Below are 26,223 nucleotides of genomic sequence, written 5' to 3' on the forward strand. Positions count from 1 at the left end.
GAGCACGCCATGCGCACAGCCCTGCAAAACTTCACCGGCGGCGAAATAGCGCCCACCCTTTCAGCGCGCTATGATCTGGCGCGGTATCGCAACTGCCTATCCTGCATGGAAAACATGCTCCCCGGTCTGCACGGCGACGCGGCCCGTCGCCCCGGCACCCGCTTTGTGGCTGACCTTGACGGGTATGCCGTGCTTATTCCTTTCAGCTTCAGCGCCCTGGCCAGCCAGAATTTCGTGCTGGTTCTGGGCGACCACAGCCTGCGCATCGCCAGCGAACAGGGGCTTGAGGACATTGCATCCATCACGACACCTTACAGCCCCGATGAACTGCTGGACATCTCCTACGCCCAGGTGGGGGACATCGTGTACCTCGCCCACAGCAATCACCCGCTGCACAAGGTAGTACGTCGGGATGCGGACAGCGGTTCTGGCTCCAGTTCTGGCTCCAGTTCCGGTTCTGGCTCAGACGCCGGGAGTTCAGGTTCCACTGAGGCGCAATCCGCATACGCCTGGCATCTGGAGACCGTGGCGCTCAATACGTCCCTCAAGCCGCCGTCCACGCCCTCGGTGACATTTTCCGGCACGGCGGGCAGCTACACTCTGCGCTACAAGGTGTCGGCCGTTGACGCCAACGGGCGCGAATCCCTTGCTTCGCCCGCCGGGCAATGCGCCACGGGCCGCCATCCGTCCGACTGGGTGCAGGGCAACAGCGCGTCCATATCCTGGCCCGCCGTTACGGACGCTGTGGAATACAATATCTACAGGGAAGAAGCAGGCTACTTTGGCTTTATCGGCGTTTCCACCGACCTCAGCTTCAGCGACCAGAACTATGAGGCCAATACCTCCGACACCCCGAAGGAAGACTGGAACCCCTTTGCCGACGGCAATTACCCCGGCGTGGTGACCTTTCACCAGCAGCGTATGGTGCTGGCTGCCACGCCCAAAAATCCGCAGGCATTCTATATGTCGCGCGTGGGAGATTTTGAGAACTTTCGCAAATCCCGCCCCTTGCAGAATGATGACCCGGTGGAATACCTCATAGCCTCCGGGGCCATAGATGCCGTCACCTGGGCCGCCAGCTTCGGCGATCTGCTGCTTGGCACCTCGGGCAGCGAATACAAGGCCACCGGGGGCGACGGCGCAGCCATCACGCCGGGCAATATCAGCATTACGGCCCAAAGCTACTGGGGCAGCGCGGGCCTTGCGCCCATAATCATCGGCAACTCCATCCTGCACGTGCAGCGCCACGGCGCACGCGTGCGCGACCTCTTCTATTCGCTTGAAAAAGACGGCTACGCGGGCAACGACCTTTCCATCATGGCCCCGCACCTTTTTGAAGGCCACACCATTTTGCAGTGGGCCTATCAGCAGACGCCCGGCTCAACCATCTGGTGCCTGCGCGACGACGGCCTGCTGCTGGCCTTCACCTATATGAAGGAGCACGACATCTGGGGCTGGTCGCGGCAGGTCACCGCCGGAAGGGTGCTTTCGGTGGCTGCCATATCCGGCGATAAGGGCGATACCATCATGCTGGTGGTGGAGCGCCGCATAAACGGGCAGGAGCACATCTTTCTCGAACGTCTCGCCCCGCAGTGGCAGGATCACGAAGCCATTGAAGAAGCCTTTTTTGTGGACTGCGGCCTGACCCTGCGCCCGCAGCAGCCCGAAGCCAGCCTGAACGGCCTCAATCACCTTGAAGGGTGCGAACTGGCCATACTGGCTAACGGCAGCCCGGTGGAAGGCTGCGTGGTGCGCCAGGGCAGCATAGAGCTACCCTATGCGGCCAGTGTGGTGCAGGCGGGGCTGCCCTATGTTTCAACCCTCGCCACCCTGCCCATAGAACTGGAAGCCTCTTCCGGCACAACGCTGGGCCGCCAGCGCGCCCACGGCACGTGTACCGCCCGCCTGTACCGCAGCGTTGGCGGCAAATACGGCCCAGGCAGACAGGAACTCTATGACCTGCCCTTTTTGCCGGAATACTGGGGGCAGGCGGTACTGCCCTATTCCGGCGACGTGTCCTTTGCCCCCGGCGGCACCTGGGCTGCCTCAGACAATCTCTGGCTGGTTCAGGACAGGCCCCTGCCCTTCCGCCTGCTTTCCCTCGTGCTTGAAGTGAGCTTTTCCTGAAGCAGCCGACACGCCTTCCCTGCTTGATCCCGCAATGCCTTGAAACACCTTGGTGGGGAGGAACCCTTGCGCAAAAGGGCATCCTCCCCGGCGGCCTCCCCAAAAAAATTATCATTTCATTGAACCATGTTCATATCGACCTGAACGCGGCTGCCAGAAACCACACCTTCCGCCATGGTGCAGCCCTACAACCAACCTGTCATATTCGCCTGTTTACGGCATCTCCCTGAATCAACAAAGGAGAACACCATGCTGGCATTTGCCACCGAACCCTTCACCCAACTGGAGGCCGAGGCCCGGCCCCTCACCGCCGCGCACTGGAGCGAAGTGGAGGCCCCCCTGCACGGAGACGCGCCCTATGGTCTGGACGCGGCACGCTACGCCCGCCTTGAGAGCCTGGGCATGCTGCACGTCAGCACGGCCCGCACGCCCGACGGTGCTCTGGCGGGCTATGCGGCCTTTACCCTTGTTCCCTGCCCGCACCGTCAGGGCATGCTGCTGGCGGCTCTGGACGGCCTGTATCTGGCCCCGCAGGCGCGGGGCGGCTTCACGGCCCTTGGCCTGCTGCGCCATGCCGAGGCCGAACTCCGGCAACGCGGCGCGGGTCTTGTGCAATACAGTTCCCCAGCCTCGCGCCCCTGTGACGCCCTGTACCGCCGCCTGGGCGCGCACCATACCGAAACCATCTGGCACAAGGAGCTTTGCTGATGGCCATTGCAACCAGTACAGCCGCTGCCATAAGTGCGGCCGTGGCTCTGGCCGGAGCCGCCGTAGGCACGGTCAGTTCCATCCAGCAGGCCGAAAGCCGCCGCCAGCAGGCCGAATACCAGTCCAAACTGGCTGAACGCAGCGCGCAGCAGGCGGAACAGAGCGCCACCCTGGCGGATGATGCCGCCCGGCAGGAAAAACAGGCCGGGTATGAAGCCGCGGTAAAAAAACGGCAGGAGGCCGCCCGCATCATCGGCGGGCAAAGAGCGCAGGCATCGACATCCGGCGCGCAGGTTGACGCGGGAAGTCAGCTTGACCTGAACCTTGATACTGCGGAAAAAGGCGAACTGGACGCCCTGGCCCAGGAGCAGCAAGGCAATGCCGCCGCGTACAACCAGCAGGTGCGCGCCTGGAACCTGCGCAATCAGGCCACAGGGGCCGCCCTGAATGCCGAAAATCTCGGCAGTCACGCGCAGACCGACTATCTGGGCCTGACCTCCACCCTGCTCAACGGCGCTTCCCGCATGGGGCGCAACTTCTACACCCTCGGCACGCGCGGCCCGCTGTTGCCCTGAGCACGGGGGGAAGGAGGAAATGCTTTTGTGGGGGAGGGACGTCAGCCCCTTGAGCCCCGCAATCTCGGTTGTCGGGCCAAAATGCTTTTGTGGGGGAGGGACCCTTTTGAAAAAGGGTCTCCTCCCCCACGCCCCCACCCCCTAAAACTTTTATTCCTGTTTTACGGCTCTTGAAAAGGGAACCGTGGCCGTCAGCACCAATGGTCTGCTGCGCAACAGGCTGGACAGAGAATATTTCAAACAGGGTCTGACCCTTATGATTGAAACGCTTCAGCCGCAAACCATCGTCAACTACAGCCGGATGCCGGACGATATTTTCGGGCCTTACCGTAATAACGGGCCAGAACTGATTGAAATACCATACTACGCATTTTCTGCTCGCAAGGAGGCCGCGTAATGGGTGGTGGACGTGGTGGTGGATTTTTTGCCGGAACAGACGGCTGGCGCGCGTCAGAGGCTTTTGCCAGGGGAACGCTAGTTGCGGCGGCTGCTCAGAACACGGCTACGGACGCTGGCGGCGGCTCCGGCGGGATACTTGATGCTTTGCGCCCGTGGTGGTCTTACCCGTATGGGCATCCGGAAAAAACAAAAAACATTAAGCTGCTACAGGGACTTGTGAAATCTGGAGCGGAAAAAATGGGAAGCGGTTTTATAAACCATCCTGATGCGCAGAATTACATAATGAAAAATGGTGTCATATTTTTAAAAGAATTAATTACCAATCGCAGGCAGAGCAGAATGAAAAATAAATAACACACTATGAGCGAATAAAAAACCAAAGCAATAGCAGTAAACAAGCTATTGCTTTGGTTTTGTAACAGTATATTTATTAATATATTTTCCAGAAAAGAAATATGCGCTTAATATAAAGTATAAATAAATTACTGACGCTAGAAATCCGTGATCAATAGGAACAAGGCGATCTTTTTTAAAAAAAAGAATATTGGGTGTAGCACCAGGTTGTGTCGTAAGTGATATTCCATCACTTGAAGATCCAATAAAACTGAGCAACATCATAATGGCGCAATATGACAATATAAAATTAACGCTGCCCTCCAGAATTTTGGGGCGAAAAAAGCTTGCCACAAGGGCAATGCCCACAAAAACACGTATGCATTCCGTCATTACTACATAAGCAAAAGATGCCTGCTCCCAATGTCCGCCATACAGCCATATAAAGTGGTCAACAATAATAAAGGCAAGTAGTACGATTCTATGGCGATTATCAATAGATATACGCATAGTTAACAACCTCAGACTGTCTGTCTTTACAAAAAATCATCGAAACAATTGCAATGATCGCATTAAGATTCAACACAAGATACGCTTAGTGCCTACTCCAGCTCCATTACGGCTTAATAATAGCTAGCTACACTTTTTAAATATTACGTTAGCAAGAATTAATAATATTTTTACATGATTTATTTATGTTTTTTTGCAATAATTTCTGGGTCAATATACTTTCCAGAGAAAAAGTATGCACTCAATATGAAATATGCATAAAAGGCTACTGCCAAAAATCCGTACTCAATAGGAACAAAACGATCTTTTTTGAACCAAAAAACATTGACCATTGAGCCTGGTATATCAGAATTCCTTGCTTTCTCCGTACTTCCAAAAATATTTAGCACAAACATGGCCAGGCAATACGCCAGCACAAACTTAACGCTGCCTTCCAGAATCTTGGGGCGAAAAAAACTTGCCACAAGGGCAATGCCCACAAAAACACGTATACATTCCGTCATGACCACATACGCAAAAGACGCCTGCTCCCAATGCCCGGCATACAGCCACACCAGGTGATCAAGCACAACAAAGAGCAAGAGCACTATTCTATGGCGATTATCAACAGATATACGCATCCAAGCCTCGCGCTGGCCTGTTATTGCAAAAGATCATCGCTACTCTAGGGGCTGTTTTTAAATTAATGATTTTGCGCCAAGGGCAAGAAAAAAGGGCCTTTTGTCGCAGCCAATTGGACAAAAGAATTATTTAGAAACAGTCCCTAGCCACTGAACGCATCAGACCTCACTGCACGCTGCGGCTTTCTTCGGCAACCTGTCCCATAAGGGCTTCAAGGTTTTCAACAGCAACCAGCCGCCCGGTGCTGCCGCTGTCAAAATTCACTTTTCCGTTCACCCGGTAACTTTCGCCATTGCCGTGATCATAGACCGTAAAAGGCACCAGCCAGTCGCCATTTTTGGCGCGAGCCTCGCCCACCTGTCGTATTTCCTTGCGACCAATGGAAGCGTCGGCGAACAGGGGGGCCAGCACGCCCTGAGCGGCACGCCCCTCCACCTTGCGCCCGGCAAACGCGCCGGAACTGATGCCATTGACGATAAAGGCGCGTGATTCATTGAGCAGAAGGGCGCGCACCGTGGCGCTGCCCTGCTCGCCCGATGCGGCCTGCGAAAACAGTATGGCCAGCATGGGCGGCAACTCGGCCGCTACCTGCGGCTGTTTGGCCCGCCGCACAAAAATATCCAGAGCGGCAGCAAGAATGCCGTCCATATCCACAAGCTTTTCAAAAGCCGCCGTATCGGCGCTTTCCACGGCTTTGCCAGCCTGCACAACACACTGCCGCGCGGCGGCTGCCGTGCCTGCCGCCAGTGACGGCGCGGCAAATCCCAAACACAGGGTCATTAAAAAAAGACACAACAAAACCAGCGACATGGCCCTTCTATGGGCCGTGCCGCTGCATTGGCGCGAACAGTTCAGCATAGTTCCTCCGGCAGCGCCCCCTTGAGAGCCAGGGGCAGGCCGCAACTGACAAAAACCACATGGTGACAGGCCCGGGCCAGTTCCTGATTGGCCAGGCCCAGCACGTCATTAAAAGCTCGCCCCAGGGGCGACATGGGCACAAGGCCCAGGCCCGTTTCGGCGCTGACCACGGCCACGGGCACAGGGGGCGCGGCCAGGCGCTCCCCAAGGGCCGAAACCTTACGCAAAATTGCCTCCTCGTCCTGCTCGCGGGCAAGAAGGTTGGCAATCCACAAGCTTATGCAGTCCAGCAAAATGACGCCCGGCACGGCTCTTTCCAGCCCGCCTGACCCTTCCGGCATTTCTGGCCTTTCAGGCCTTGCCAGCTCGTCTGGCGCGTCTGGCACGTCTGGCCCGCCTGGCCCTTCCGGCACTGGCGGGCCGCCCGCTGCCGATGGCGTCTGCGAAGCGCGCACGCCGTCAGCCTGGGTTGCCGCTGCAAAAAGACGGTCAAGGGCGGCGGCGGGATTCAGAGGTTCCTCAATACATTGCCAGCCAGCGCCGCGCATATCCTGATGCCGCGCCACACGGCGCGCCATTTCCTCGTCCTCGGCCCAACAGGTCGCCAGATACAGCCGTTGCGGAGCCACGGCTTCGGCCCAGCGCTGGGCCATGCCGCTTTTGCCGCTGCGCGTGCCGCCCACAAAAAGGACGCAACGTGCGCTCAACGTTCCTGCCCGCCCACCTGAGCCGGAGATCCAACGGACTCCGGGCGCGCTGCGGGCAGCGTGAGGGCCGGGCTTGCATGCGGCGTGGAAGGCGCGGCGGGAACAGCCGGGGCCATCCCCTGGGACGGAACTTGCGTCGGGGTCGAGGTCGGGGCCAGTACTGAAGCAGGAGCAGGCGCTGACAACGCTCCATTGCCTGCGGGCGGTGTCAGCCCCTGCGCCGCGCCGGGTGCTGCTCCCTGCCCGGCCGTTGGGCCGGAATACGCGGGCTGCTGCGCCGCCCCTGGGTAGGAAGCGGGCGCGCCGTTATGCGGCGCAGGCGAAACGTTGTGCGGAGCGGAAGAACCGTTGCGTTGCACTGGCGCACCCGTGGCGGCCTGTGCGCAACGGCGGGAAAGATCACGCAATATGCCCGCCGATGCCTGCACCGATGCCAGAGCCTGAGGGTCCTGCTTGAGGCGGCGGTCAGCCCAGCGGGCCACAAAAATAAGCTCGTCGTCGTCCATAGTCTGTCCGGCCCCGCGCCGGACGGCGTTCACCAGTGCCCGTTGCGCCACGGCCTGCTCTTCAAGGGAACGGCGAAACCGTGCCCCAAGGCCGTCCACGCGCAGTTGGGCCGTGTTGAGCTGGGCCTGTGAAGCCTTGGCTTCGCGCAACTGGTCGTATTCAAATGTCGCCTCGGCCATCTGACTGTTAATGCCCACCGTGTTTTGCGCCGCCGCGTCCATCTGGCGCAGGCGCGCGTCAAGGTCAGGCGTGGCGGCAACGCCTTCAAGCGCTCCGGCGAGCATTACAAACTTGCCAGCCAAAGCCATATACAACTGCTGCGTCTGCTCGGCGTTCAAATCCCTGGCCTTGGCTTCACGGGCGATATCTTCCATGAAGCGGTCCACATACAGGCTGTACAGCCCTTGCAGCATGGTCGGATGAAACGCATAGCGCAAAAGGGCGACCCTGGCCCCCGCATCGCCATCGCCAAGGCCGGTGAGCTTGGAACCGAAACGCTGGTTGACGCTCTGCACCGAAGTATTGAGCGTGCCTACACGCGGGCCGGGCTTGAAGCGCGAAACCAGATATGCCGCCAGGTTTTCCACAAATTGCGGGCGCACGCGGCTGTCTTCAGTCACGCGCGGGGTCAGACCTGTGGGGGGCACGACGCCGTCCGGCGCGGCGGCAGTCCCGTTTCCGGGCATGGTCGCATCTGCGGGGCTGTTCACCGTTCCCTGCACATTCTGTCCGGCCAGGGTGCCTGGCGCCGTATAGGGACTCACCACCGAAGGTGGAGGCGGCGGAGGCGCGTCACGCAGCACGTCGCCCACACCAGCCAGGGGCGTGCCGCTGGTGGCATTGTCGATAACGGCGGCAGCCTGATCGCGCCAGTGATCGCGCGTGTCCTTATCACGGGTGAGCCAATAGGCGGCTCCGCCCACCAACAGCACCGCCAGCAGGGCCAGAACCACAACCTTGCGCCCTCCCCTGCCCGGAGCAGGATCGGGAAGATTGACAATACCCGGTACTCCGGGTTCCTTTTTATCCAGTTTCATGCGCTACTCCTTCAACAGCGGCGTGCGAAAAATCTGATCACACCGAGGCGCAAAACCCCGCACAGGACGTTTTCGGCCCCGCAGGATACCCGTATGCGGGCTCTTACCGCTTTGCTGATGCTAGCATTGCTTTTCGGGGCTGTGAAGATATTTTCTAGACTCTCCGGGGCCAAAACGGTGGCGGAACGGTGGCAACAGCAGCACATTGCACCCGGCAACGGGGAGGGCTATAGTGCGGGTCTGTTCGCTCTTACTGTCATCTACCTACTACCCAAGAGGCGCGCATGCTGAATCCCCCTAACATTCTCACTATCGCCGGGTCCGACTCCGGCGGCGGTGCGGGCATACAGGCAGACCTGAAAACCATTATGGCCATGGGCGGCTACGGCATGAGCGTCATCACGGCTCTTACCGCCCAAAACGGCCTGGGCGTCACGGGCATACACGCCCCTGATCCCGACTTTGTGGCTCTGCAACTGCACACTGTGCTTGACGGTTTTTCCATCGCGGCCGCCAAGACAGGCATGCTTTTTTCCGCCCCCATCATCAGGGCCATAGCTCCCATACTGCTCCAGCGCAGCTTTCCGCTTGTCGTGGACCCGGTTTCCGTAAGTCAGAGCGGCAGCAATCTTTTGCATGAAGACGCCGTCAGCGCCCTCATCAACGACATTATTCCCGGCTGCGATCTGCTGACGCCCAACAGGCCCGAAGCCGAAATGCTGACCAACACCACCATAGACACGTTTGAAGACGCTGCAGCCGCTGGCGAAAAACTGCTGCAAATGGGCGCACGAGCCGTGCTTATCAAGGGCGGTCATATGGAAAGCAGCGTTGTGGTTACGGACTGCCTGTGCATCAATGGAGAGGCCCCCAAGGCATTGCCGCAGGCCAAGGTGGACACCACAAACAACCACGGCACGGGCTGCACGCTTTCTGCGGCCATTGCGGTGGGCCTTGGCAAGGGGCTGCCCCTGCAGGTGGCCGTGACGCGGGCACAGGAGTACCTTAACCTTGCCCTGCGCCGCAGCTACACCCCCGGCAAAGGAGCCGGGCCTGTCAACCATGCGGCGGCCCTCAACGTCTAGAGCATTTAAACTTGAAATGCCCGCGCACGGCAGGCAAAAGCCTGCCTGCCCGCATTTCCTGGCAAGGACTTTTCAAAAAAATCCCTGCAGAGCAGGCAAGCCATTTCATTCGTAAGCTGCTCTGGTTGTACAAAACCCGCAACGCGGGCTGGATTTTTGCCCCTGCTGGCGTGTCGGCTATTTCTCCACCTGCCCCATCACGCGCTTTCTCCTATCATTATATATAGCAGGCAGCGCGATGATGGAGCGGCACTTTGCCGACAACAGCCCCTATGCCCGCCCCTTGTGGTTGCACCAGTTTGGTTGCCGTTACGGCCGCGCGTGGCGTAAAGGCTTTCCGCCACGGTTCGCAATTTTGCGGCAGACGGTCTTTCAGGTGCGCCGCGCAAAACAGGGGGATAGTCATGCGCGAACAGGCTCCCGCGCAGCTTGCCCGCGCAGGTTGCCCGCGTAAGTTGCCCGCGCAGAGTACTCGCGCAGACGCCGCAAGCGCCAAATCGTTTCTTCGCTTGGCTCGAAGCTTGCCCCGAAGCTTGGCCCGCTGTTTGCAGATAATGAAAACGGATGCCCCGCAGGTGTCAAAAAAAAGGCGGTATGCGCGTGCCCTTCCGTTTCAAGATGCAAAAAGTGCTGGATTACCGGGAACAACTGGAAGAAGAAGCCAAGGTCAACCTGGCCATCCAGCGTGCCCGGCTGGCCGAAGCACAGGATCGCCTGGACAAAATCAAGTCCGAGCTGCGCCAGGCCGAAGACCGCCTTGTGGGCGCAGTTCTTATGGATGCCGCCGAACGCTGGGTGCTTGAGCAATACGTTAAAGGCCTGCGGGCCGACGCCGCGCACGAAGCCCTGCAGGTACGCATGCTGGAACAACTGGCTGAAGAGGCCCGCCAACTGCTGGCCGAACGCGCCATCGACAAAAAGCTGCTGGAAAAGCTCAAGGAAAGGCAAAAGCAGCACTATGCCCGTGAGGAACAATTGAAGGAGCAACGCACCAATGACGAAACAGCCACACTCCGCTACAAAGCTCCGACTCTCTAAGCTGTTCCGCTGGCTGGCGGTGCTTTGCTTTATCAAGCTCTCCATGCTGTGCATGCTGCTTCTTGATGTGCCCCTGCCTTCATGGCTTGGCGGCGCGCCGTCGCAAACGGCCTTTGTGCCTCCGGCGGACCCGCTTTCCGAGGCCGCTGTTATGGACAAGCTCACCGCGCTTGTGGCGGCCAGCCGTCAGGGAAACGACAAAAGCGCCGAACCCGTGGATCTGCCCGCAACGCCGCAGCGCGCCGCTGGCGCATCCCTTGCGCACGCGGCCCCTGGCACGGCCCCTTCCGCGGAACAGGGCGCGGCCCCTGGCGCAGAGCTGGGCGCGGCCCCTGGCGCAGGTCATGCACCCCAAAATTCGCCCGCTGATCGGCTTGCCAAGGATCAGGCCCATGCGCCGCAGGGCTCTGCCGCAGCAAAAATGGCGGCCGCCGCGCAACCCCGTGGCGCTGCTGCAGGGGGACGGGTGCTGGATGCGAACGCCCTGCCCTCGCCCATGATGCCAGCGGGCGTAGCTCCCATCAGTCATGCCGCCGAGCAGCAACTTTTCACCCCGCCCGACATCAGCCAGCCCGCGCCCCTGCCTGCGCCCCTGGCCCAGCCGGGCGTCAGTGCGCCAGCGCATGCCAGCCCTGACGCCACCACTGCCGCGTCAAAAAATTCTGCCGAGCACAGCTGGCTGGACGCCCTGGGCCGTTTGCCCATCCCGGCCCTTGGCAGCGTGCAAGCCGCCCACGCGGCCGCCCAGGACATGCCCGTGCCGCAAACCCCGCCCATGGGCCAGACAACGCCCTTTGCGCCCGCCGCGCAGACCGCGCCCTATTCCCTGCCCGGAGCCCCGGATATTCCGTCCAACATCCCGCGCGGCCAGAGTACGGACGGCGCGCCCCTGCCGCCACGCGGCGCTTCGGGCTTTGGCGATTCAAGCGCGGGCAGCGTCCCCTCCCTGCCCATGAGCAGCCAGACAGGCGTGCCCGCACCCCCGACGCCTACCGTGCGCCCGTCGCAAACGCCCACTGATCCCAATATCAAGGCGCAGGAACTGGCCCGCCAGCAGCAGGACATCCTCATGCTGCGCCAGCAGATGGATCAGCGCCTCAAGGACATGCAGAGCGCCGAAGAAAAGATGAAGGGCATGATCCGCGAAGCGCGCGGCATTGAGGATGAAAAAATCCGCCGACTCGTGCTCACCTATACCCAGATGAAACCCAAGGCCGCCGCCAAGGCGCTGGAAAGTATGGATGAACGTGTAGCGGTACGCATTCTTACAGGCATGTCGCCCAAGCAGTCGGGGGACATCCTCACCTACGTCAATCCGGCCAAGACAGCCAAACTGACGGAAATCATCACCCGCATGAAGCTGCCGGAATAATGCGCCTCAAACTACTCATCTCCTACGTGGGCACTGGCTACAGCGGCTGGCAGATACAGGAAAAGCCCAAGCCCCCGCCAACGGTTCAGGGCGCGCTTGAAGCCGCCCTGCTCCAGATCTCGGGGCAGCACGTGCGTGTGCATGGCTCTGGCCGCACGGACTCCGGCGTGCACGCGCATGGTCAGGTGGCGCATTGCGACGTGCCTGACGCCCGTGCGGGGATGGACTGGCGGCACAGCCTCAATGCGGTGCTTCCGCGCGATATCCGCGTTCTGGAAGCGGTACGGGCGGCACCGGATTTTCACGCCCGCAAGGACGCACTGCGCAAAACCTATGTCTATCAGTTCTGGCAGGACAGGCGTTTTATACCGCCCCATCTCCGCCCCTTTGTGTGGAACTGCGGCCCGCTGGATCAAAATGCCATGCGCGACGCCATTCCGTACCTGCTGGGCACGCACGATTTTGCGGGGCTGCGCAATGCGGGCACGGATGTAGAAAATACCGAACGCACCCTGCTGGCCGCCCGTCTGATAGAGCTGCCCCCCTGCGAATTTTATCCGCCCCACGCCCCCATGCTACGCCTTGCCGTCACGGCCGACGGCTTTTTAAAGCAGATGGTGCGCAACATGGCCGGTCTTCTGGCCGCCTGCGGCCAGGGCAAGATGCAGCCAGAACAGATACCCGCGCTGCTGGCAGCGCATGACCGACGGGCGCTGCCCTCGGTGACGGCCCCTCCTGAAGGGCTGGCACTCGCCTGCGTGGAGTACGCTCTGCAGACCTAAAGCATTTTCGCATTGAGAATATCTATTCTCGCGGTAGCCGTTGCCCTCTCCTGCGAGCTTGCCTGCACCGTTGGCGGCAATCGCCTTACGGGGCAGGACAGCCCTGTGTCACAACGCCTGAAGCTGCGCTTACGCCTCCGCGGCGGGCGTCTGCTCCCGCATCCGCCAGAACAGTTTTAAAGAAAACTTGCTCCAGACTAGATTACCTTTGAAATGCTTCACACTTCCATTTGTGGATCCACGCCACGCCCTGCCTGCAAATCCAGCTCCTTTTTTTTCGGCAAGCGCAAAAAAATTATACCGGCGGTAACATATATGTAACATACTGAATTTATAGCCCACTTAATTTTTTTTCTCGCCTGCGGACAAAAAAAAACTGACTCTCAAAAAAAAATTACCGTGTAAAAAAACTTTAACATTATGATTTCATGTGGTTTTTTAATTTTTCTTTTTTTTTAATCCAAAGAGGGTTAAAATTTTTGCACGATAATGCTTGCAATGTGTTCGAGCCTTTCCTATAGTTGGCCCGAAGCGGACATCCGCTCCACAGGCGTGTACAGAAACAACGTGCCCTGACTGGGCAAAATAAAGGAAGGTTAACCATGAAAAAGATCGCGACTCTTCTGTTGGCGGCCGGTCTGGTGTTCGGCGCTGCTACAGGCGCCAGCGCCATTGACTTCAAGGCCAAGGGCCAGTGGATCATGAGCTTTGACTACGGCCAGAACGGCAACTTCACCGGCGGCAACGGCCGCACCGGCTACAACAAGAGTGAAGACGAGTTCGAAGCCAACCAGCGCGTGCGCCTGCAGTTGGACGCCGTTGCCTCCGAATCCCTGTCCGGTACCGTGTTCTTTGAAATCGGCAAGTCCACCTGGGGCAAGGCTGGCAGCAACACCGCTCCTTCCGGTGGCGCCCTTGGCGCTGACGACAACAACTCCATCAAGCTGAAGAACGCCTACATTGACTGGCTCGTTCCCCAGACCGACCTGAAGATCCGCATGGGCATCCAGGGCATGGCCCTGCCCAGCTTCACCACTGAAAGCCAGGTCTTCAACGACGACGTGGCCGGCATCACCGCCTCCTACCAGTTCAACGAAAACGTTGGCGTGACCGCCCTGTGGGCCCGTCCCTTCAACGACAACTATGTGAACAACACCAGGACCACGCAGAGCAACTACATGGACAACGTTGACGTTGCCGCCCTGCTCGTGCCCCTGACCTTTGACGGCGTGAAAGTGACCCCCTGGGTCATGTACGCTGCCATCGGCCCCAATGCTTTCCGCGGCAATGATAAGAGTGGCGCCGACGGTTACTTCAACAACTTCGCCGGCACCTCCGCCAAGTTCCCCAAGGCTGGCATGATTCCCCTTGGTGGCGCTCTCCACAAGGACGGCACCCCTGTTACCGGCTACAAGCTGAACGAATACGGCAACACCATCTGGGCTGGCCTGACCGGCGAAGTGACCATGTTTGACCCCATCCGCATCGCGTGGGATGTCAACTACGGTTCCGCCAGCTACGACCAGAGCCGCCTCAACCGTTCCGGCTGGCTGGCTTCTCTGCTCGCCGAATACAAGCTTGACTGGGCCATCCCCGGCATCTACGGCTGGTACGGTTCCGGCGACGACGACAATCCTGCCAACGGCTCCGAGCGCATGCCCAGCCTGAGCGTGAACAACATCAACAACGCCTTCTCCAACTTTGCCTTCAACGGCAACCCCTACATCGCTCGTGAAGCCACCCTTGGCTACAGCATGTCTGGCACCTGGGGCGTGGGCGCTCGCTTGAAGGACATGAGCTTCGTGGAAAACCTGAAGCACACCCTTCGCGTGAACCTCATCGGTGGCACCAACGACCCGAACCTGGTCAAGAAGTTGAACCGCAACGGCCTCAGCCTGGCGCCTAACGCCGGTGGCGTCGACGGTACCGCTGGCATGGACCCCCTGTACATGACCTCGCAGGACTACGCCTTGGAAGTTGGCCTGACCAACACCTACAAGATGTATGACAACTTCACCATCATGCTCGACGCCGCCTACCTGGCTACCTGGCTTGACCAGTCCAAGTCCGTGTGGGGCAACAGCAAGTTGAACGGCAAGTCCGACGAAGTGCGTGATCCCTGGAACGTCAACGTGAGCTTCGTGTACTCTTTCTAAGAGAACAGAACTCAAGTTTCGCTATAAAGGGGAGCCGCAAGGCTCCCCTTTTTCTATTGCCTTTAGCCAGTTGAGCGCGCCTGCGCGGCAGGGGCATACGTCCACTCACTGCGCAAAATCCCTCACGTGAGGCATCCCACTTGCACTTTGGAAAACACGGATTAGAGCAATGTAACTTTTAAATTGCTCTGACGGCTGCGTGAGCAGACGTTCGCTACGGAGGTGTAAGCGCAGTTTATCTGCGCGATTAAACGCCGAAGTGAGCGTGTCTTTAACTTTGAGAATGTATATTCTCAAAGTTAATCTGCTCTAAAGAGCCTCCTGAAAACGCGCAGGTGTTTCGTTTGGCAAGGCGCAAACTTTTTTCAAGCAGGAGTGGACTCTTCCGTCCTCGGCTGTTTCAAAAAAGGTGAAGCAAGTCCCCAAACGGAAGAGATCAGCGTTTCCTTTGCTTCTTTCTGTTGGCAAGTTGCCCAAGGGTGGTTATATGGATGCCATGCAGAAACCGGAATCCTCAACCATCCCCCTTTCGTCCGGCGTTTACCTCTACAAGGATGAACGGGGCCGCATCATCTACGTTGGCAAGGCGCGTGTGCTGCGGCGGCGCGTGCTTTCCTATTTCAGGCCTGACGGGCTGCCCGCCAAGACCAAGGCCATGCTTTCCCATGCCGCAAGCATAGAATACCTCACCACCACCACGGAAAAAGAAGCGCTGCTCCTTGAGGCCAGCCTCATCAAAAAGCACAGGCCGCGCTATAACATCGTGCTGCGTGACGACAAGCAGTACGTGCTCTTTCGGCTGAACACCAAACACGACTTTCCCCGGCTTGAAATTGTTCGTCAGGCCAGGCGTGACGGCGCACGCTATTTCGGGCCGTTTACCTCGGCGCTGGCAGCGCGTGAAACGTGGAAGATCATCCACCGCGCTTTTGCCCTGCGCCGCTGCTCCGACAAGGCCATGAAAAACCGCGTGCGCGCGTGCCTGTACCATTTTATGGCACAGTGCCCCGCGCCCTGCATGAACATGGTGACGCCGCAGGAATACAATGAAAACGTCCGCAAGGTCTGTGATCTTTTGCAGGGACGCGCCGCGCCTCTGATGGACAGCCTGCGCGCGGCTATGGACAGGGCCTCGGAAGATCTGGAATTTGAAAAAGCCGCCATTTTGCGTGATCAGATTCGCGCCGTGGAGCGCACGGTGGAGCGTCAGGCCGCCGTACTGCCCGGTGGCGGCGACATGGATGCCGTGGGCCTCTTTCCGGCTGACAGGGGCCTTGCCCTGGGCATTGTCTTTGTACGGGGCGGCGCTGTGACGGATGGACGAGCCTTCTACTGGCCGGGCCTGGGCTTTGAGGACGCCCCGGAGCTGCTCTGGAGCTTTGTGAGCCAGTATTACAGCCAGGTCACGCCACCCCCTCGCATCCTCCTGCCCTGGCTGCCGCCTGACGCCGAGGATATGGAGCACGAGGATAGTGCCGTAATCCCGCTCGCCCAAGATCTGGCTCCCGCTTTGACTGCTCCTTCTTGCGCGAACCCGGATGCGGCCCCCATGCCTTCCGGGCCAGAAATCTCGGGGCCAGAAATCTCGGGGCCAGAAATCTCGGGGCCAGAAACATCGGGGCCAGAAACATCGGGCTCGGAATCCTTGGGGCCAGAATCCTTGGGGCCAGAATCCTCGGGGCCGCTAGCTTCGGGGTCGAACACATCTGCCAAAGAAACTTCCGGTACGGACGCGCTCCCCCCTGCCGGGCAGGCTGCCCCTAAAGGCGACACCGCAGCGCCATCCCCCCCTCCTGCCGCTTCCACTGCCCGCGAACTGCTGGAACAGGCCCTGTCCGACCGCAGAAATGGCGCCGTGCGCATAGTGCCGCCACAGCATGCCGGGGATAACCAGCTTGTGGACATGGCCCAGTCCAATGCCCGTGAAGAGGCGCGTCGTCAGGAACAGAAAAACGAACTGGGCATTCTGGACCGGCTGGCCCGCTCCCTGCACCTTGCGGGGCCGCCGCACCGCATCGAATGCGTGGACGTTTCCCATACAGGAGGGCAACAGACCCGTGTGGGACTGGTGGTTTTTGAAGAAGGCCAGCCCGCACGTTCACAGTACCGCGCCTATGCCATGCCCGACAGCGGCGACGACTATGCCACATTGTACGCCTGGGTGGCGCGCAGGCTTGAAAGCGGCCCCCCCTGGCCCGACCTGCTGCTTATTGACGGCGGGCGCGGCCAGCTGCGCACCATCCAGCGCGCGCTGCAGGAGGCAGGGCAGCCGGATCTTTTCGCCCTGGCCGCCATTGCCAAGGCCAGGGACGAGCAAGGCCACGCGGATCGACGCGCCGGCAATGTGGCCGACCGTATTTTTGTGCCCGACAGGGTCAATGCCCTGCCCCTGCGGGAAGGCGGGCCTGAACTGCTTTTTCTGCAAAATGTGCGCGACAGCACCCACCGCTTTGCCATTGGACGTCACCGCAAGGCCAAGCGCGGCGCGGCCCTTTCTGGCGAACTCATGCGCCTGCCCGGCATAGGGCCGGCCACGGCGCGTCTTTTGTGGGATCGCTTCGGCAGTGTGGAAGCCATGTGCGCGGCCACACAGCAAGATCTGTGCGACCTGCCCGGCATCGGCCCCGCCAAGGCCGCGCTGCTGCTGCAAAAACTTTCCGGCCTTCGGCATGCGTAACAATCCCATTGCTGCCAGGGGAGAATATTTTTGAAATGCTCTGTGGGGGAGGGACCCTTTTGCAAAAGGGTCTCCTCCCCCACACCCCCACCCCCTAAAATCTTTACTGTATTCTAGCGTATTCCAGGGGTTATCAGCACAATGCAGATCAAGAGCCACAGCCCCGCTGCGGCGCGTGACAGACCAAAGACGCTGCGTTTCCGCCCGCCTGCTCCCAGGCCCACCTGCCTGCCCCATACTCCCGCCCAACTCGCGCAGCCGCCTGAAAATCACGCCATAAGCCCGTTCCGGGCACGATTAAAAAGCCCCCAGCGTTAAAATTCTAAAAATCCCATTAAGATTTTGGTTTTTGCGTAAAAATGTTTATTGTTTTTCTCAGGCAGGCATTGACCTCAGGTATCACGGCCTTATTCTTGCATATTGAGACGCGGCCACGCACAATACGGCCGGTACAGCCCGAACACGAGTCCCAAAAGGGCGGCGCGAGCGGGAGCACGATTCGCACGGGGGAGCACAGAATGTCAGTATCTTACAAGGATTATTACAAACTGCTGGGAGTAGAGCGCACGGCCAAGACCGAGGACATTTCCAAGGCCTATAAAAAGCTGGCGCGCAAATACCACCCCGACCTGAATCCCGGCGACAAGCAGGCTGAGGACAAATTTAAAGAAATCAACGAGGCGCACGAGGTTCTTAAAGACCCGGAAAAGCGCAAGCTGTACGACCAGCTTGGCCCCAACTGGCAGCATGGCCAGCAGTTCCAGGGCGAGCCGGGTTTTGAAAACGTACACTTTACCTTTGGCGGCAAAAGCTTTGACGGATCAGGGTTTTCAGACTTTTTTGAAACCCTTTTCGGCGGAGCGGCTGGCGGCCAGTCCGGCAACCCCTTTGGGGGTTCTTTCGGCGGGCAGTCCGCAAGACAGCCCGGCGGCCGTGGCGCGCAATTCGGCCCAGACCCCTTTGGCGGCTTTTCCGCCCGTCCCAGGCGTGGCCGGGATGTGGAGGCCGAGTTGCCCCTGACGCTTGAAGAAGTGCAGAAAGGCGGCAGCCGTACCGTGTCGATCCAGGGCCCGCAGGGCCCCAAGACGCTGGAAGTCAACGTGCCCTCGGGCATACGCGAAGGGGCCAAACTGCGGCTGGCCGGACAGGGCGACCCCGCGCCTGGCGGCACCCCCGGCGATCTTTTTTTACGGGTGCGCTATCTGCCGCACAACACCTTCAAGGTGGACGGCGAAAATCTGCAATGCGACCTGGCCCTGGCCCCCTGGGAGGCCGCACTCGGCGCGAGGGTTGAAGTGCCCACGCTGGAGGGGCATGTGGAAATGCAGATTCCCGCTGGCTCCAGTTCCGGCCGCAAATTCCGTCTGCGCGGCAAGGGCCTGGGCGCGGTCGACAAACGTGGCGACCTGCTGGCCAGAGTCATGATTAAAACGCCAGCGCAACTGTCCGACGCCGAACGCGAACTCTGGCAGAAACTGGCGGATACGTCGGCCTTCAAGGCCCGCGCATAACGCCTGGTGGAGGGTTTTAGCATGAGCATGACACCCAAAAATCCCACCCTGCCCGCGCCGACCACGGTCATGGTATGGGAAGAATTTGTTCAGGTTACTGGCATAGACCCCGAGCGTCTTCACGAACTGCTCGCTCTGGGCTGGCTTGAAACGCGCGGCGCGGCCGAACGGCAGCACCTTTTCCGCGATGCGGACATTTACCGCGTGCGCAAGCTTGAGCGTATCTGCTGCGATTTTGAGCTGCCCGTTCTTGGCGGCACCATTATCGTGGACCTGCTTGAGCGTATTGATGCCCTGGAGCGTGCGGTGAACAGCCTCAAGAATTTTGAAGATTAGGGAAACGCTGATTTATTCCGTTTGGCGGCGTTGCTTCACTTTTTTTGAAACAGTCGAGGACGGAAGAGTCCACTCCTGCTTCAAAAAAAGATCGCGCCTTGCCAAACGGAATAACTGAGCGTTTCCAGGAGGCTCTTTAATCAGCGTTTCCTTAGGAACTGATGCAGAGTTTTGCTATAGCAGAACCAAAAAATATATTTTGCCGCCCCTAACGGCGCGGCATTGTCGGAGGAATCCATATGGATATTAACAAATTCACTGAAAAAGCGCGTGAAGCCGTCAGCGAAGCCCAAAGCCTCGCCGCAGGCATGGGCCATCAGGAAACGGACGTCGAGCACCTGGCCCTGGCCCTTACCCAACAGGAAAACGGCATCGTGCCGCGCATTCTGGATCAGATGGGCGTGCAGCCCCGTGCCTTTGCTGTGGCCGTTGAAGGCGCGCTGCGCAAGCGCCCCTCCGTGTCTGGCGGCGGCATGGACCCCACCAAGATCATGATCACGCAGCGTCTGGCCAAGGTTCTGGGCGACGCCCAGAACGAAGCCAAACGCATGAAGGACGAATACGTCAGCGTTGACCACCTGTTCGCGGCTTTGACCGAAGTGCCCTCTTCCACATCTCTGGGCGAGGTGTTCAAAGAGTACAAGATCACCCGCAGCGCCTTTGTGGCCGCCATGGAAGAACTGCGCGGCGGCGCGCGCGTGACCAGCGCCAACCCGGAAGACACCTTTGAAGCCCTGAACAAGTACGCGCGCGATCTGGTGGAAGCAGCCCGTCAGGGCAAGATGGATCCGGTCATCGGCCGCGATGCAGAGATACGCCGCGTTATCCGCATTCTTTCGCGCCGCACCAAGAACAACCCTGTTCTTATTGGTGAGGCTGGCGTTGGCAAGACCGCCATCGTTGAAGGCCTGGCCTTCCGCATCGTCAAGGGCGACGTGCCCGAGGGCCTCAAGGGCCGCAAGCTCTTCGCCCTGGATATGGGCGCGCTCATCGCCGGCGCGAAGTATCGCGGCGAATTTGAAGAGCGCCTCAAGGCCGTTCTTAATGAAGTGGAGAAAAGCGAAGGCCATACCATTCTTTTCATTGACGAACTGCACACCATCGTGGGCGCGGGCAAAACCGAAGGCGCCATGGATGCGGGCAACCTGCTCAAGCCCATGCTGGCGCGCGGCGAACTGCACTGCATCGGCGCCACCACCGTGGACGAGTACCGCAAGTATATTGAAAAAGACCCGGCCCTGGAACGGCGCTTTCAGCCTGTCATGGTGGACGAGCCCACGGTGGAAGACACCATTTCCATCCTGCGCGGGCTCAAGGAACGCTTTGAGGTGCACCACGGCGTGCGCATAAGCGACTCGGCCATTGTGGAAGCCGTGGTGCTCTCGCACCGCTACATCACGGACCGCCAGTTGCCCGACAAGGCCATTGACCTTATTGACGAGGCCGCGGCCCTCATCCGCACAGAAATAGACTCCCTGCCCGCGGATCTGGACGAAGTGAACCGCAAGGTCATGCAGCTTGAAATCGAGCGCGAGGCCCTGCGCCGTGAAACCGATGCGGCTTCACGCGACCGCCTTGAAAAGCTTGAAAACGAACTGGCCGATCTGCGCTCCGATCAGGCCGAACTGCGCAAGCAGTGGGAAAGCGAAAAAGGCTCCATCAATCAGGTGCGCGAGATCAAGGAGCAGATCGAACAGACCAAGCTGGCCATCGAGCAGGCCGAGCGCGCCTACGACCTCAACAAGGCCGCCGAACTCAAGTATTCGAAACTGCTTGAACTTGAGAAAAAGCTGGCTGACGCGGAAGTGGCGGGAAGCAGCGACGCCAATGGCGCGCGCCTGCTCAAGGAAGAAGTGCGGCCCGACGACGTGGCCGAAATTGTCGGCAAATGGACGGGTATACCCGTTACCCGGCTGCTGGAATCGGAACGCGAAAAGCTGCTGCGTCTGCCCGACCAGTTGCATGAGCGCGTGGTTGGTCAGGACGAGGCCGTCACTGCCGTGTCCGACGCCGTGCTGCGCGCCAGGGCCGGTCTTTCCGACCCTGACAGGCCCACAGGTTCGTTCATCTTCCTTGGCCCCACGGGCGTGGGCAAGACCGAGCTTTCCAAGGCATTGGCCGAAGCGCTCTTTGACACTGAAGACAACATGGTGCGTCTCGACATGAGCGAGTATATGGAAAAGCATTCCGTATCCCGCCTCATCGGCGCGCCTCCAGGATATGTGGGCTATGACGAAGGCGGCCAGCTTACCGAGGCCGTGCGGCGCAAACCCTATTCCGTCATTCTTTTTGACGAAATAGAAAAAGCCCACCCCGACGTCTTCAATACCCTGCTGCAACTGCTGGACGATGGCCGCCTTACCGACAGCCAGGGACGCACGGTGGATTTTCGCAACTGCATCGTCATCATGACGTCCAACATCGGCTCCATGCATTTGCTGGACGGCATCGAGGCGGACGGAACCCTGAAAGAAGGCGCACGCGAAAGGGTTATGGAAGACCTGCGCGCGCACTTCAGGCCGGAGTTCCTCAACCGTGTTGATGAAACCGTGGTCTTTCTGCCGCTGCGGCGCGACCAGATCAGCCGCATTGTCGAATTGCAGATGGCCCGCCTGCGCAAACGCCTTGAAGACCGCAAGATCAGGCTGAGCATGACCGACGCGGCCAAGAGCTTCATCAGTGAGGCCGGGTACGACCCCATCTACGGCGCACGGCCCCTCAAGCGCTACGTGCAGCAGGCGGTCGAAACCCCGCTGGCCCGTCTGCTGGTGGGCGGCAAGATCCGCGACGGTCAGACCGTGACCGTGGACGTGAAGGACGAACAGCTCACCTTCACGGCCAACCAGTAAAATATCCATAGTACCCGGCTGTTGCCAGGCCGGGAATTGTTAGGGCCCCGTGCGGTTTTCCGCACGGGGCCTGTTTTTTACGGGTATTGCGAACGCACGCAGCATCGGCGTTGATAGCTTCACCATTCCCTTTGAGGCAACCCAATCTCAAACCACTGTGACCGGAAGATGCTGCCGTCAAAGCCGATATGCACCTCGCCACGCGGCAGGCCGGAAATGGCCGCCCAACGGCAGACGTTTCACGGCCGCCTCCTGCGTTGCCGAATGTCTACTGGATGTCTTCAGGCTTTACCACAATCCAGTTCTTGTCGGCCGTGACGGGCTGACCCAGCTCCTTCTGCCGTGCGGCGGCCTTCTTCCACATGCCTTCCATTTTTTTCATGGCGCTGTCTTTGCGATTGACCCAAACGCGCGCCCCGCCCTTTTCCACGTCCACGCCGTTCAGCAGCATGAAGCCGTCGGAAATGGGCGTGTCGCCGCCCACAATGAGAGGTTTTTTCCACTGGTCAATATAGCCGAGTATGGTGCCCATCTTGCCCTCATACCAGGTCATGGGATTCATGAGGTAGGAGGTCAGCAGAAGATCGAGATTTTTCTTCTGGTCATACTTGCCCTTCTCAATCTGCAGGCGCGAAGTGGTCAGTTCGCCTGTGGCGGGGTCCTTGAGCAGCATGGTGACGCCAATGACGTTTTCGGGCTTTACGTTGTAACCGTATTTGGGATCGCTGGCCACCATGCGCACCAGTTCTTCACTGGCGGCGGTCATGACATAGACATCAATGCCGTTCTCCATAAGCCTGGCGTACAGTTCCTGCATGCCGGTAAAGGGCTTGGGCGGGTTGATGCTGGCCTCCTTGACGGTGTCCCCGCTGTAGTATCTGGCCTTGAGAGGTTTGCCGTACTCCATGAGCCCGTCCACATGGCCCTTGAGTTCCTTGAGGGTAAAGCCCGAGAAGACCTGCGCCACCCAGGGGTAACAGATCAGATCGTCCACTTCGCAAAGTCGGTAGTAGTAGCTGACCAGGCCTTCCTTGAAACCCTTGGTGTCCTTGAAAGGAATGAGCCGCAGCTCCGGGGGCAGGGATTCGCGCGTGAGCGCTCCCTTCATTTCCATATAAGCGAGCAGAGATTCTTCAAGATCATAGCGATAGCTCGTGTTGTCCATGTCAAAAACAGCATAATTGCCCTGATTGGCATTCTTTTCGATAATCATATCCAGCTGTTTTTTGGCAGGGTCAGGCCAGTGCTTTAATTCCGCCGCCGCAATGGATGCCGAAGCCATCAAGAGCACAACAAACATTGAACCAACCATGGACCCAAGGAACATTTTTCGCATTACAGACCTCCTTAAAAGTTTAACAATCTTTATGACGATGTGCATACAGTCGTCATAAACCAACAGTTACGCGACAATGTCATAGTGCAAACAAAAAAATGCTATATTCTTTCGAATATAACATTCCTGTAAAGGGGAAGGTCAATAGGTTTTTTAAATTTTGCTGTTCGCAAGCATGAATTATCCGAAATACAAATACGTATTAAAATATAAAATCGCTTATATCATATCTGACACAAGCGCAGGTAAAATCAGGCTGTATCCGGATGGAATCAGACATGAAAAAAGCGGTGCCAGGCCACAGCCTGAACAACCGAAGTGATGGATTGAAAAAAAGCGCGGGCGCTTTTTTCGGTGGGATGTTCCGGCGGGGCAGGTTCGTGCCCTGCGTACCAGGGCAGCGTGCGCATCAGCGCGGCCAGCATATGGTCATAGGACGGCGCAAGCACATCCTGCGGGCGGCTGCGGCTGGCGTCTTCTCCCTGTGCGCAGGGAGTTCCGAAAACCATGTACTGCCGGCAGGCCACCGGCCGCACGGGGTAAACCAGGCAAGCGCCGTCATGAAGAAAGGGACAGGGCGAGGCAATATCCCGCTTTTGCCCCTCATAGCCCGACAGCCTTTGCACCAGACCGGCAAGGCTGTCCTGCGGCAGCCTGTGGCGGGCGTAACAATGCAGCGCCAGCACTTCCAGCGGCGTTACAGGGATGGGCTGTCTGCAGCATTGCGCACACCCCGTGTGACAGGCAGGCACACGCCCGTCCCGGCCTGTGGCCACCTTCACGCCCAAATCCACCACAGCATAAGCGTCAAACAGAAGGCCAAGGTCAGGGTGGCGGCGTTCAAGGGACGGATCAGTATACCTGAACGCCCGCGCCTCCGCAGGCCACGCTAACGGCATGGCCCGCGTTCCAGCTGCCTGGGATCACGCATTGTCAGTACCCTTTTCTGCAGCGACCTTTTCCGCAGAATCTGTACCTTTCTCGGCACGGTTACGGCGCGAGGGATTTTTTTCATTGACGTCCGCCTCATGGGGCTTGACGGTTTCGCCCGAAGCGGCGGCAGGCGTGAACCCGCCATTGACAGGCGTGAACCCGGCAACGGCGGCAGGCGTAAACCCGCCAGCGGCGGGTGGCGTCGCAGGGGCGGAAAACATGACGTCCCTGCTTTCGCCCTTGTGCTTGAGGCTTTCACCCCGGCTGATAAAGTACACATGCTCGGCAATGTTGACAGAACGCCGCCAGATGCGCGTCAGCGAGCGCGTCACCAAAATTATGTGCATGGCCTGGTGGGGTTTGAGGGTATTCTGCGGGTCAGAAAGCCCTTCCATAAGCCCCTGGATGATGCGCACTTCCGTCTGCACGGCTTCGTCATCGCCCCGGCTCATGATAAGCGCTCCCTGGGCGTCGTTCTCGCGAAAGACCCGCACCGCGTTTTCAAAAGCTTCACGCGCGCTCACGTAAAGCTCGCGCACGTGCGGTATCACGCTGAAGCCCGGCATTTCCTGCATGAGGGTGGCCTGTTCAGCCATGCTCACGGCCTCGTCGCCAATGCGCTCCAGATCCACCACCATGCGCAGGGATGTGACCACAAAACGCAGGTCACTGGCCACAGGCTGCGACCGGGCCAGCAGCCGCAGGGCCATTTCGTCAATTTCATTTTCCAGGGCGTCGATGGCCACGTCGCTTTCGATAACGGCAGCGGCCCTGCCCGGATCGTTGGACACAAGGGCCTTGCCCGCTTCTTCCAGCGCAATGCCCACACTGGCGCACATGACCAGAAGCCGGGTACGCAGGGTCACAAGCAGTTGTTGCAGATAATTGGCCTGTTGCATGACAGTCTCCTGAAAATCGCGCTGTATGTTCTGGCCGTAGTGCGGCCATATCTGGTTTGGTTTTGAATGCGAACAAAGGCCTCTGGGCCAAAAGACAAAACCAGTGCCGCCTAGCCGAAACGCCCGGTGATATAGTCTTCGGTCTGTTTTTTGGCAGGCCGAGTAAACATGATGTCCGTGGCATTATACTCAATGAGTTCGCCCATATAGAAAAACGCCGTCGTGTCGGACACGCGGGCGGCCTGCTGCATGTTGTGGGTGACGATAATGATGGACAGGGACTCGCGCAGCTCACGTATGCTTTCTTCAATCTTTTGCGTGGCTATGGGGTCCAGGGCGCTTGCGGGTTCGTCCATAAGCAGCACTTCGGGTTCCACCGCCAGGGCGCGGGCAATGCACAAACGCTGCTGCTGCCCGCCGGAAAGGCCGATGGCCGGAGCTTGCAGGCGGTCTTTCACCTCATCGAAAATGGCGGCCCTGCGCAGAGAAAGCTCAACTTTTTCAGCGATAAGGCTCTCATCCCTGAGGCCATTGACCCGCAAGCCATAGGCCACGTTTTCGTAAATGGTCTTGGGAAAGGGGTTGGGCTTCTGAAAAACCATGCCCACCCGGCAGCGCAGCGAAACCACATCCGTATCCGGGCGGTTCACGTCCTTGCCGTCCAGCAGGATTTCTCCTTCCACCCGCGCGCTGGGCACGAGGTCGTTCATACGGTTCAGACAGCGCAAAAAGGTGGATTTGCCGCAGCCCGACGGGCCGATGAGAGCCGTCACCTTGCAGGGCTCAAAGGCCAGAGACACTTCGTGCAGGGCCTTGTGCTGCCCATAATAGACACTGACGTTGCGTGCCAGCAGATGTTCCTTCATG

22 protein-coding genes and 1 pseudogene are annotated in these 26,223 nt (G+C 59.1%); 14 read left to right on the plus strand and 9 right to left on the minus strand.

The genetic code is table 11. The features are described 5' to 3' along the window. Positions 1-9 precede the first annotated feature (9 nt). The 5 genes and pseudogenes from RBR41_RS06725 (at position 10) to RBR41_RS06745 (ending at position 4,163) form a co-directional block, all read left to right on the plus strand. The gene (locus tag RBR41_RS06725; RefSeq protein ID WP_320351817.1) at positions 10-2,127 is read left to right on the plus strand and encodes a hypothetical protein; all 2,118 of its coding nucleotides are present in this window, start codon (positions 10-12) and stop codon (positions 2,125-2,127) included. Between the two features lie 249 nt (positions 2,128-2,376). Continuing rightward, on the plus strand, positions 2,377-2,835 hold the full coding sequence (locus tag RBR41_RS06730; protein WP_320351818.1) for a GNAT family N-acetyltransferase: 459 nt from the start codon (positions 2,377-2,379) through the stop codon (positions 2,833-2,835). Continuing rightward, positions 2,835-3,410 carry a hypothetical protein gene (locus tag RBR41_RS06735; protein WP_320351819.1) on the plus strand — a complete coding sequence of 192 codons (576 nt, stop codon included), beginning with the start codon at positions 2,835-2,837 and terminating at the stop codon, positions 3,408-3,410. The genes RBR41_RS06730 and RBR41_RS06735 overlap by 1 nt, the downstream gene beginning before the upstream one ends. Positions 3,411-3,570: 160 nt before the next feature. After that, a pseudogene (locus RBR41_RS06740) lies at positions 3,571-3,807 on the plus strand (DUF4417 domain-containing protein); the annotation flags it as partial. Further along, positions 3,807-4,163: a hypothetical protein gene (locus RBR41_RS06745; protein ID WP_320351820.1), complete on the plus strand. Its 357-nt coding sequence runs from the start codon at positions 3,807-3,809 to the stop codon at positions 4,161-4,163. The pseudogene RBR41_RS06740 and the gene RBR41_RS06745, both read left to right, overlap by 1 nt. Positions 4,164-4,208: 45 nt before the next feature. Here RBR41_RS06745 and RBR41_RS06750 read toward each other — a convergent pair whose 3' ends face one another. The 5 genes from RBR41_RS06750 to RBR41_RS06770 form a co-directional block, all read right to left on the minus strand. Beyond that, complete coding sequence (locus tag RBR41_RS06750) at positions 4,209-4,652, minus strand: hypothetical protein (protein WP_320351821.1); 444 nt, start codon at positions 4,650-4,652, stop codon at positions 4,209-4,211. A 179-nt stretch (positions 4,653-4,831) separates the two neighbouring features. Then, positions 4,832-5,272: a hypothetical protein gene (locus RBR41_RS06755; RefSeq protein ID WP_320351822.1), complete on the minus strand. Its 441-nt coding sequence runs from the start codon at positions 5,270-5,272 to the stop codon at positions 4,832-4,834. A gap of 166 nt (positions 5,273-5,438) precedes the next feature. After that, positions 5,439-6,131: a hypothetical protein gene (locus tag RBR41_RS06760; protein WP_320351823.1), complete on the minus strand. Its 693-nt coding sequence runs from the start codon at positions 6,129-6,131 to the stop codon at positions 5,439-5,441. After that, entirely contained in the window at positions 6,125-6,838 is a 714-nt protein-coding gene (locus tag RBR41_RS06765; RefSeq protein ID WP_320351824.1) for a bifunctional adenosylcobinamide kinase/adenosylcobinamide-phosphate guanylyltransferase, read from the minus strand. The genes RBR41_RS06760 and RBR41_RS06765 overlap by 7 nt, the downstream gene beginning before the upstream one ends. Beyond that, positions 6,835-8,382 carry a hypothetical protein gene (locus RBR41_RS06770; RefSeq protein WP_320351825.1) on the minus strand — a complete coding sequence of 516 codons (1,548 nt, stop codon included), beginning with the start codon at positions 8,380-8,382 and terminating at the stop codon, positions 6,835-6,837. Before RBR41_RS06770 ends, RBR41_RS06765 begins: the two co-directional genes overlap by 4 nt. 284 nt (positions 8,383-8,666) lie before the next feature. On the opposite strand from RBR41_RS06770, the gene thiD reads away from it, so the two are divergent. From thiD to clpB, 9 genes are all read left to right on the plus strand, one after another. Then, positions 8,667-9,467 carry a bifunctional hydroxymethylpyrimidine kinase/phosphomethylpyrimidine kinase gene (thiD, locus tag RBR41_RS06775; protein WP_320351826.1) on the plus strand — a complete coding sequence of 267 codons (801 nt, stop codon included), beginning with the start codon at positions 8,667-8,669 and terminating at the stop codon, positions 9,465-9,467. Positions 9,468-10,061: 594 nt separating this feature from the next. Further along, entirely contained in the window at positions 10,062-10,505 is a 444-nt protein-coding gene (gene fliJ / locus RBR41_RS06780; protein ID WP_320351866.1) for a flagellar export protein FliJ, read from the plus strand. Further along, the gene (locus RBR41_RS06785; RefSeq protein ID WP_320351827.1) at positions 10,462-11,877 is read left to right on the plus strand and encodes a hypothetical protein; all 1,416 of its coding nucleotides are present in this window, start codon (positions 10,462-10,464) and stop codon (positions 11,875-11,877) included. Before fliJ ends, RBR41_RS06785 begins: the two co-directional genes overlap by 44 nt. After that, the gene (truA, locus tag RBR41_RS06790) at positions 11,877-12,659 is read left to right on the plus strand and encodes a tRNA pseudouridine(38-40) synthase TruA (RefSeq protein ID WP_320351828.1); all 783 of its coding nucleotides are present in this window, start codon (positions 11,877-11,879) and stop codon (positions 12,657-12,659) included. The genes RBR41_RS06785 and truA overlap by 1 nt, the downstream gene beginning before the upstream one ends. 602 nt (positions 12,660-13,261) lie before the next feature. Further along, entirely contained in the window at positions 13,262-14,815 is a 1,554-nt protein-coding gene (locus RBR41_RS06795; protein ID WP_320351829.1) for an outer membrane homotrimeric porin, read from the plus strand. A 496-nt stretch (positions 14,816-15,311) separates the two neighbouring features. Beyond that, positions 15,312-17,492 carry an excinuclease ABC subunit UvrC gene (gene uvrC, locus RBR41_RS06800; RefSeq protein WP_320351867.1) on the plus strand — a complete coding sequence of 727 codons (2,181 nt, stop codon included), beginning with the start codon at positions 15,312-15,314 and terminating at the stop codon, positions 17,490-17,492. Positions 17,493-18,010: 518 nt separating this feature from the next. Beyond that, positions 18,011-19,003: a J domain-containing protein gene (locus RBR41_RS06805; protein WP_320351830.1), complete on the plus strand. Its 993-nt coding sequence runs from the start codon at positions 18,011-18,013 to the stop codon at positions 19,001-19,003. 21 nt (positions 19,004-19,024) lie between these two features. Next, a complete protein-coding gene (locus tag RBR41_RS06810) occupies positions 19,025-19,339 on the plus strand; it encodes a chaperone modulator CbpM (RefSeq protein WP_320351831.1) in 315 nt (104 codons plus the stop codon). A gap of 239 nt (positions 19,340-19,578) precedes the next feature. Next, positions 19,579-22,188 (plus strand): ATP-dependent chaperone ClpB, encoded by a 2,610-nt coding sequence (clpB, locus tag RBR41_RS06815; RefSeq protein ID WP_320351832.1) that lies wholly within the window; start codon positions 19,579-19,581, stop codon positions 22,186-22,188. Positions 22,189-22,456: 268 nt separating this feature from the next. Here the strand turns inward: clpB and RBR41_RS06820 are convergent, their stop codons facing one another. The 4 genes from RBR41_RS06820 to pstB form a co-directional block, all read right to left on the minus strand. Continuing rightward, on the minus strand, positions 22,457-23,524 hold the full coding sequence (locus tag RBR41_RS06820; protein ID WP_320351833.1) for a hypothetical protein: 1,068 nt from the start codon (positions 23,522-23,524) through the stop codon (positions 22,457-22,459). Positions 23,525-23,796: 272 nt separating this feature from the next. Then, positions 23,797-24,423: a YkgJ family cysteine cluster protein gene (locus RBR41_RS06825; protein ID WP_320351834.1), complete on the minus strand. Its 627-nt coding sequence runs from the start codon at positions 24,421-24,423 to the stop codon at positions 23,797-23,799. Positions 24,424-24,447: 24 nt separating this feature from the next. Continuing rightward, on the minus strand, positions 24,448-25,356 hold the full coding sequence (gene phoU, locus RBR41_RS06830) for a phosphate signaling complex protein PhoU (RefSeq protein WP_320351835.1): 909 nt from the start codon (positions 25,354-25,356) through the stop codon (positions 24,448-24,450). 110 nt (positions 25,357-25,466) lie between these two features. Continuing rightward, a complete protein-coding gene (pstB, locus tag RBR41_RS06835) occupies positions 25,467-26,222 on the minus strand; it encodes a phosphate ABC transporter ATP-binding protein PstB (protein ID WP_320351836.1) in 756 nt (251 codons plus the stop codon). Position 26,223: the final 1 nt, after the last annotated feature.

This window comes from Desulfovibrio sp. (assembly GCF_034006445.1).
Classification (GTDB): Bacteria; Desulfobacterota; Desulfovibrionia; order Desulfovibrionales; family Desulfovibrionaceae; genus Desulfovibrio.

Excerpts from the sequence above, each read along its gene's own strand:
- RBR41_RS06735 (WP_320351819.1), top strand. The coding sequence starts at position 2,835 with ATGGCCATTGCAACCAGTACAGCCGCTGCCATAAGTGCGGCCGTGGCT.
- RBR41_RS06785 (WP_320351827.1), top strand. The coding sequence starts at position 10,462 with ATGACGAAACAGCCACACTCCGCTACAAAGCTCCGACTCTCTAAGCTG.
- RBR41_RS06825 (WP_320351834.1), bottom strand. The coding sequence starts at position 24,423 with ATGCCGTTAGCGTGGCCTGCGGAGGCGCGGGCGTTCAGGTATACTGAT.
- RBR41_RS06730 (WP_320351818.1), top strand. The coding sequence starts at position 2,377 with ATGCTGGCATTTGCCACCGAACCCTTCACCCAACTGGAGGCCGAGGCC.
- phoU (WP_320351835.1), bottom strand. The coding sequence starts at position 25,356 with ATGCAACAGGCCAATTATCTGCAACAACTGCTTGTGACCCTGCGTACC.
- clpB (WP_320351832.1), top strand. The coding sequence starts at position 19,579 with ATGGATATTAACAAATTCACTGAAAAAGCGCGTGAAGCCGTCAGCGAA.
- pstB (WP_320351836.1), bottom strand. The coding sequence starts at position 26,222 with ATGAAGGAACATCTGCTGGCACGCAACGTCAGTGTCTATTATGGGCAG.
- RBR41_RS06810 (WP_320351831.1), top strand. The coding sequence starts at position 19,025 with ATGAGCATGACACCCAAAAATCCCACCCTGCCCGCGCCGACCACGGTC.
- thiD (WP_320351826.1), top strand. The coding sequence starts at position 8,667 with ATGCTGAATCCCCCTAACATTCTCACTATCGCCGGGTCCGACTCCGGC.
- RBR41_RS06745 (WP_320351820.1), top strand. The coding sequence starts at position 3,807 with ATGGGTGGTGGACGTGGTGGTGGATTTTTTGCCGGAACAGACGGCTGG.
- uvrC (WP_320351867.1), top strand. The coding sequence starts at position 15,312 with ATGCAGAAACCGGAATCCTCAACCATCCCCCTTTCGTCCGGCGTTTAC.
- RBR41_RS06750 (WP_320351821.1), bottom strand. The coding sequence starts at position 4,652 with ATGCGTATATCTATTGATAATCGCCATAGAATCGTACTACTTGCCTTT.
- RBR41_RS06755 (WP_320351822.1), bottom strand. The coding sequence starts at position 5,272 with ATGCGTATATCTGTTGATAATCGCCATAGAATAGTGCTCTTGCTCTTT.
- RBR41_RS06770 (WP_320351825.1), bottom strand. The coding sequence starts at position 8,382 with ATGAAACTGGATAAAAAGGAACCCGGAGTACCGGGTATTGTCAATCTT.
- RBR41_RS06725 (WP_320351817.1), top strand. The coding sequence starts at position 10 with ATGCGCACAGCCCTGCAAAACTTCACCGGCGGCGAAATAGCGCCCACC.
- RBR41_RS06805 (WP_320351830.1), top strand. The coding sequence starts at position 18,011 with ATGTCAGTATCTTACAAGGATTATTACAAACTGCTGGGAGTAGAGCGC.
- RBR41_RS06760 (WP_320351823.1), bottom strand. The coding sequence starts at position 6,131 with ATGCTGAACTGTTCGCGCCAATGCAGCGGCACGGCCCATAGAAGGGCC.
- fliJ (WP_320351866.1), top strand. The coding sequence starts at position 10,062 with ATGCGCGTGCCCTTCCGTTTCAAGATGCAAAAAGTGCTGGATTACCGG.
- truA (WP_320351828.1), top strand. The coding sequence starts at position 11,877 with ATGCGCCTCAAACTACTCATCTCCTACGTGGGCACTGGCTACAGCGGC.
- RBR41_RS06795 (WP_320351829.1), top strand. The coding sequence starts at position 13,262 with ATGAAAAAGATCGCGACTCTTCTGTTGGCGGCCGGTCTGGTGTTCGGC.
- RBR41_RS06820 (WP_320351833.1), bottom strand. The coding sequence starts at position 23,524 with ATGCGAAAAATGTTCCTTGGGTCCATGGTTGGTTCAATGTTTGTTGTG.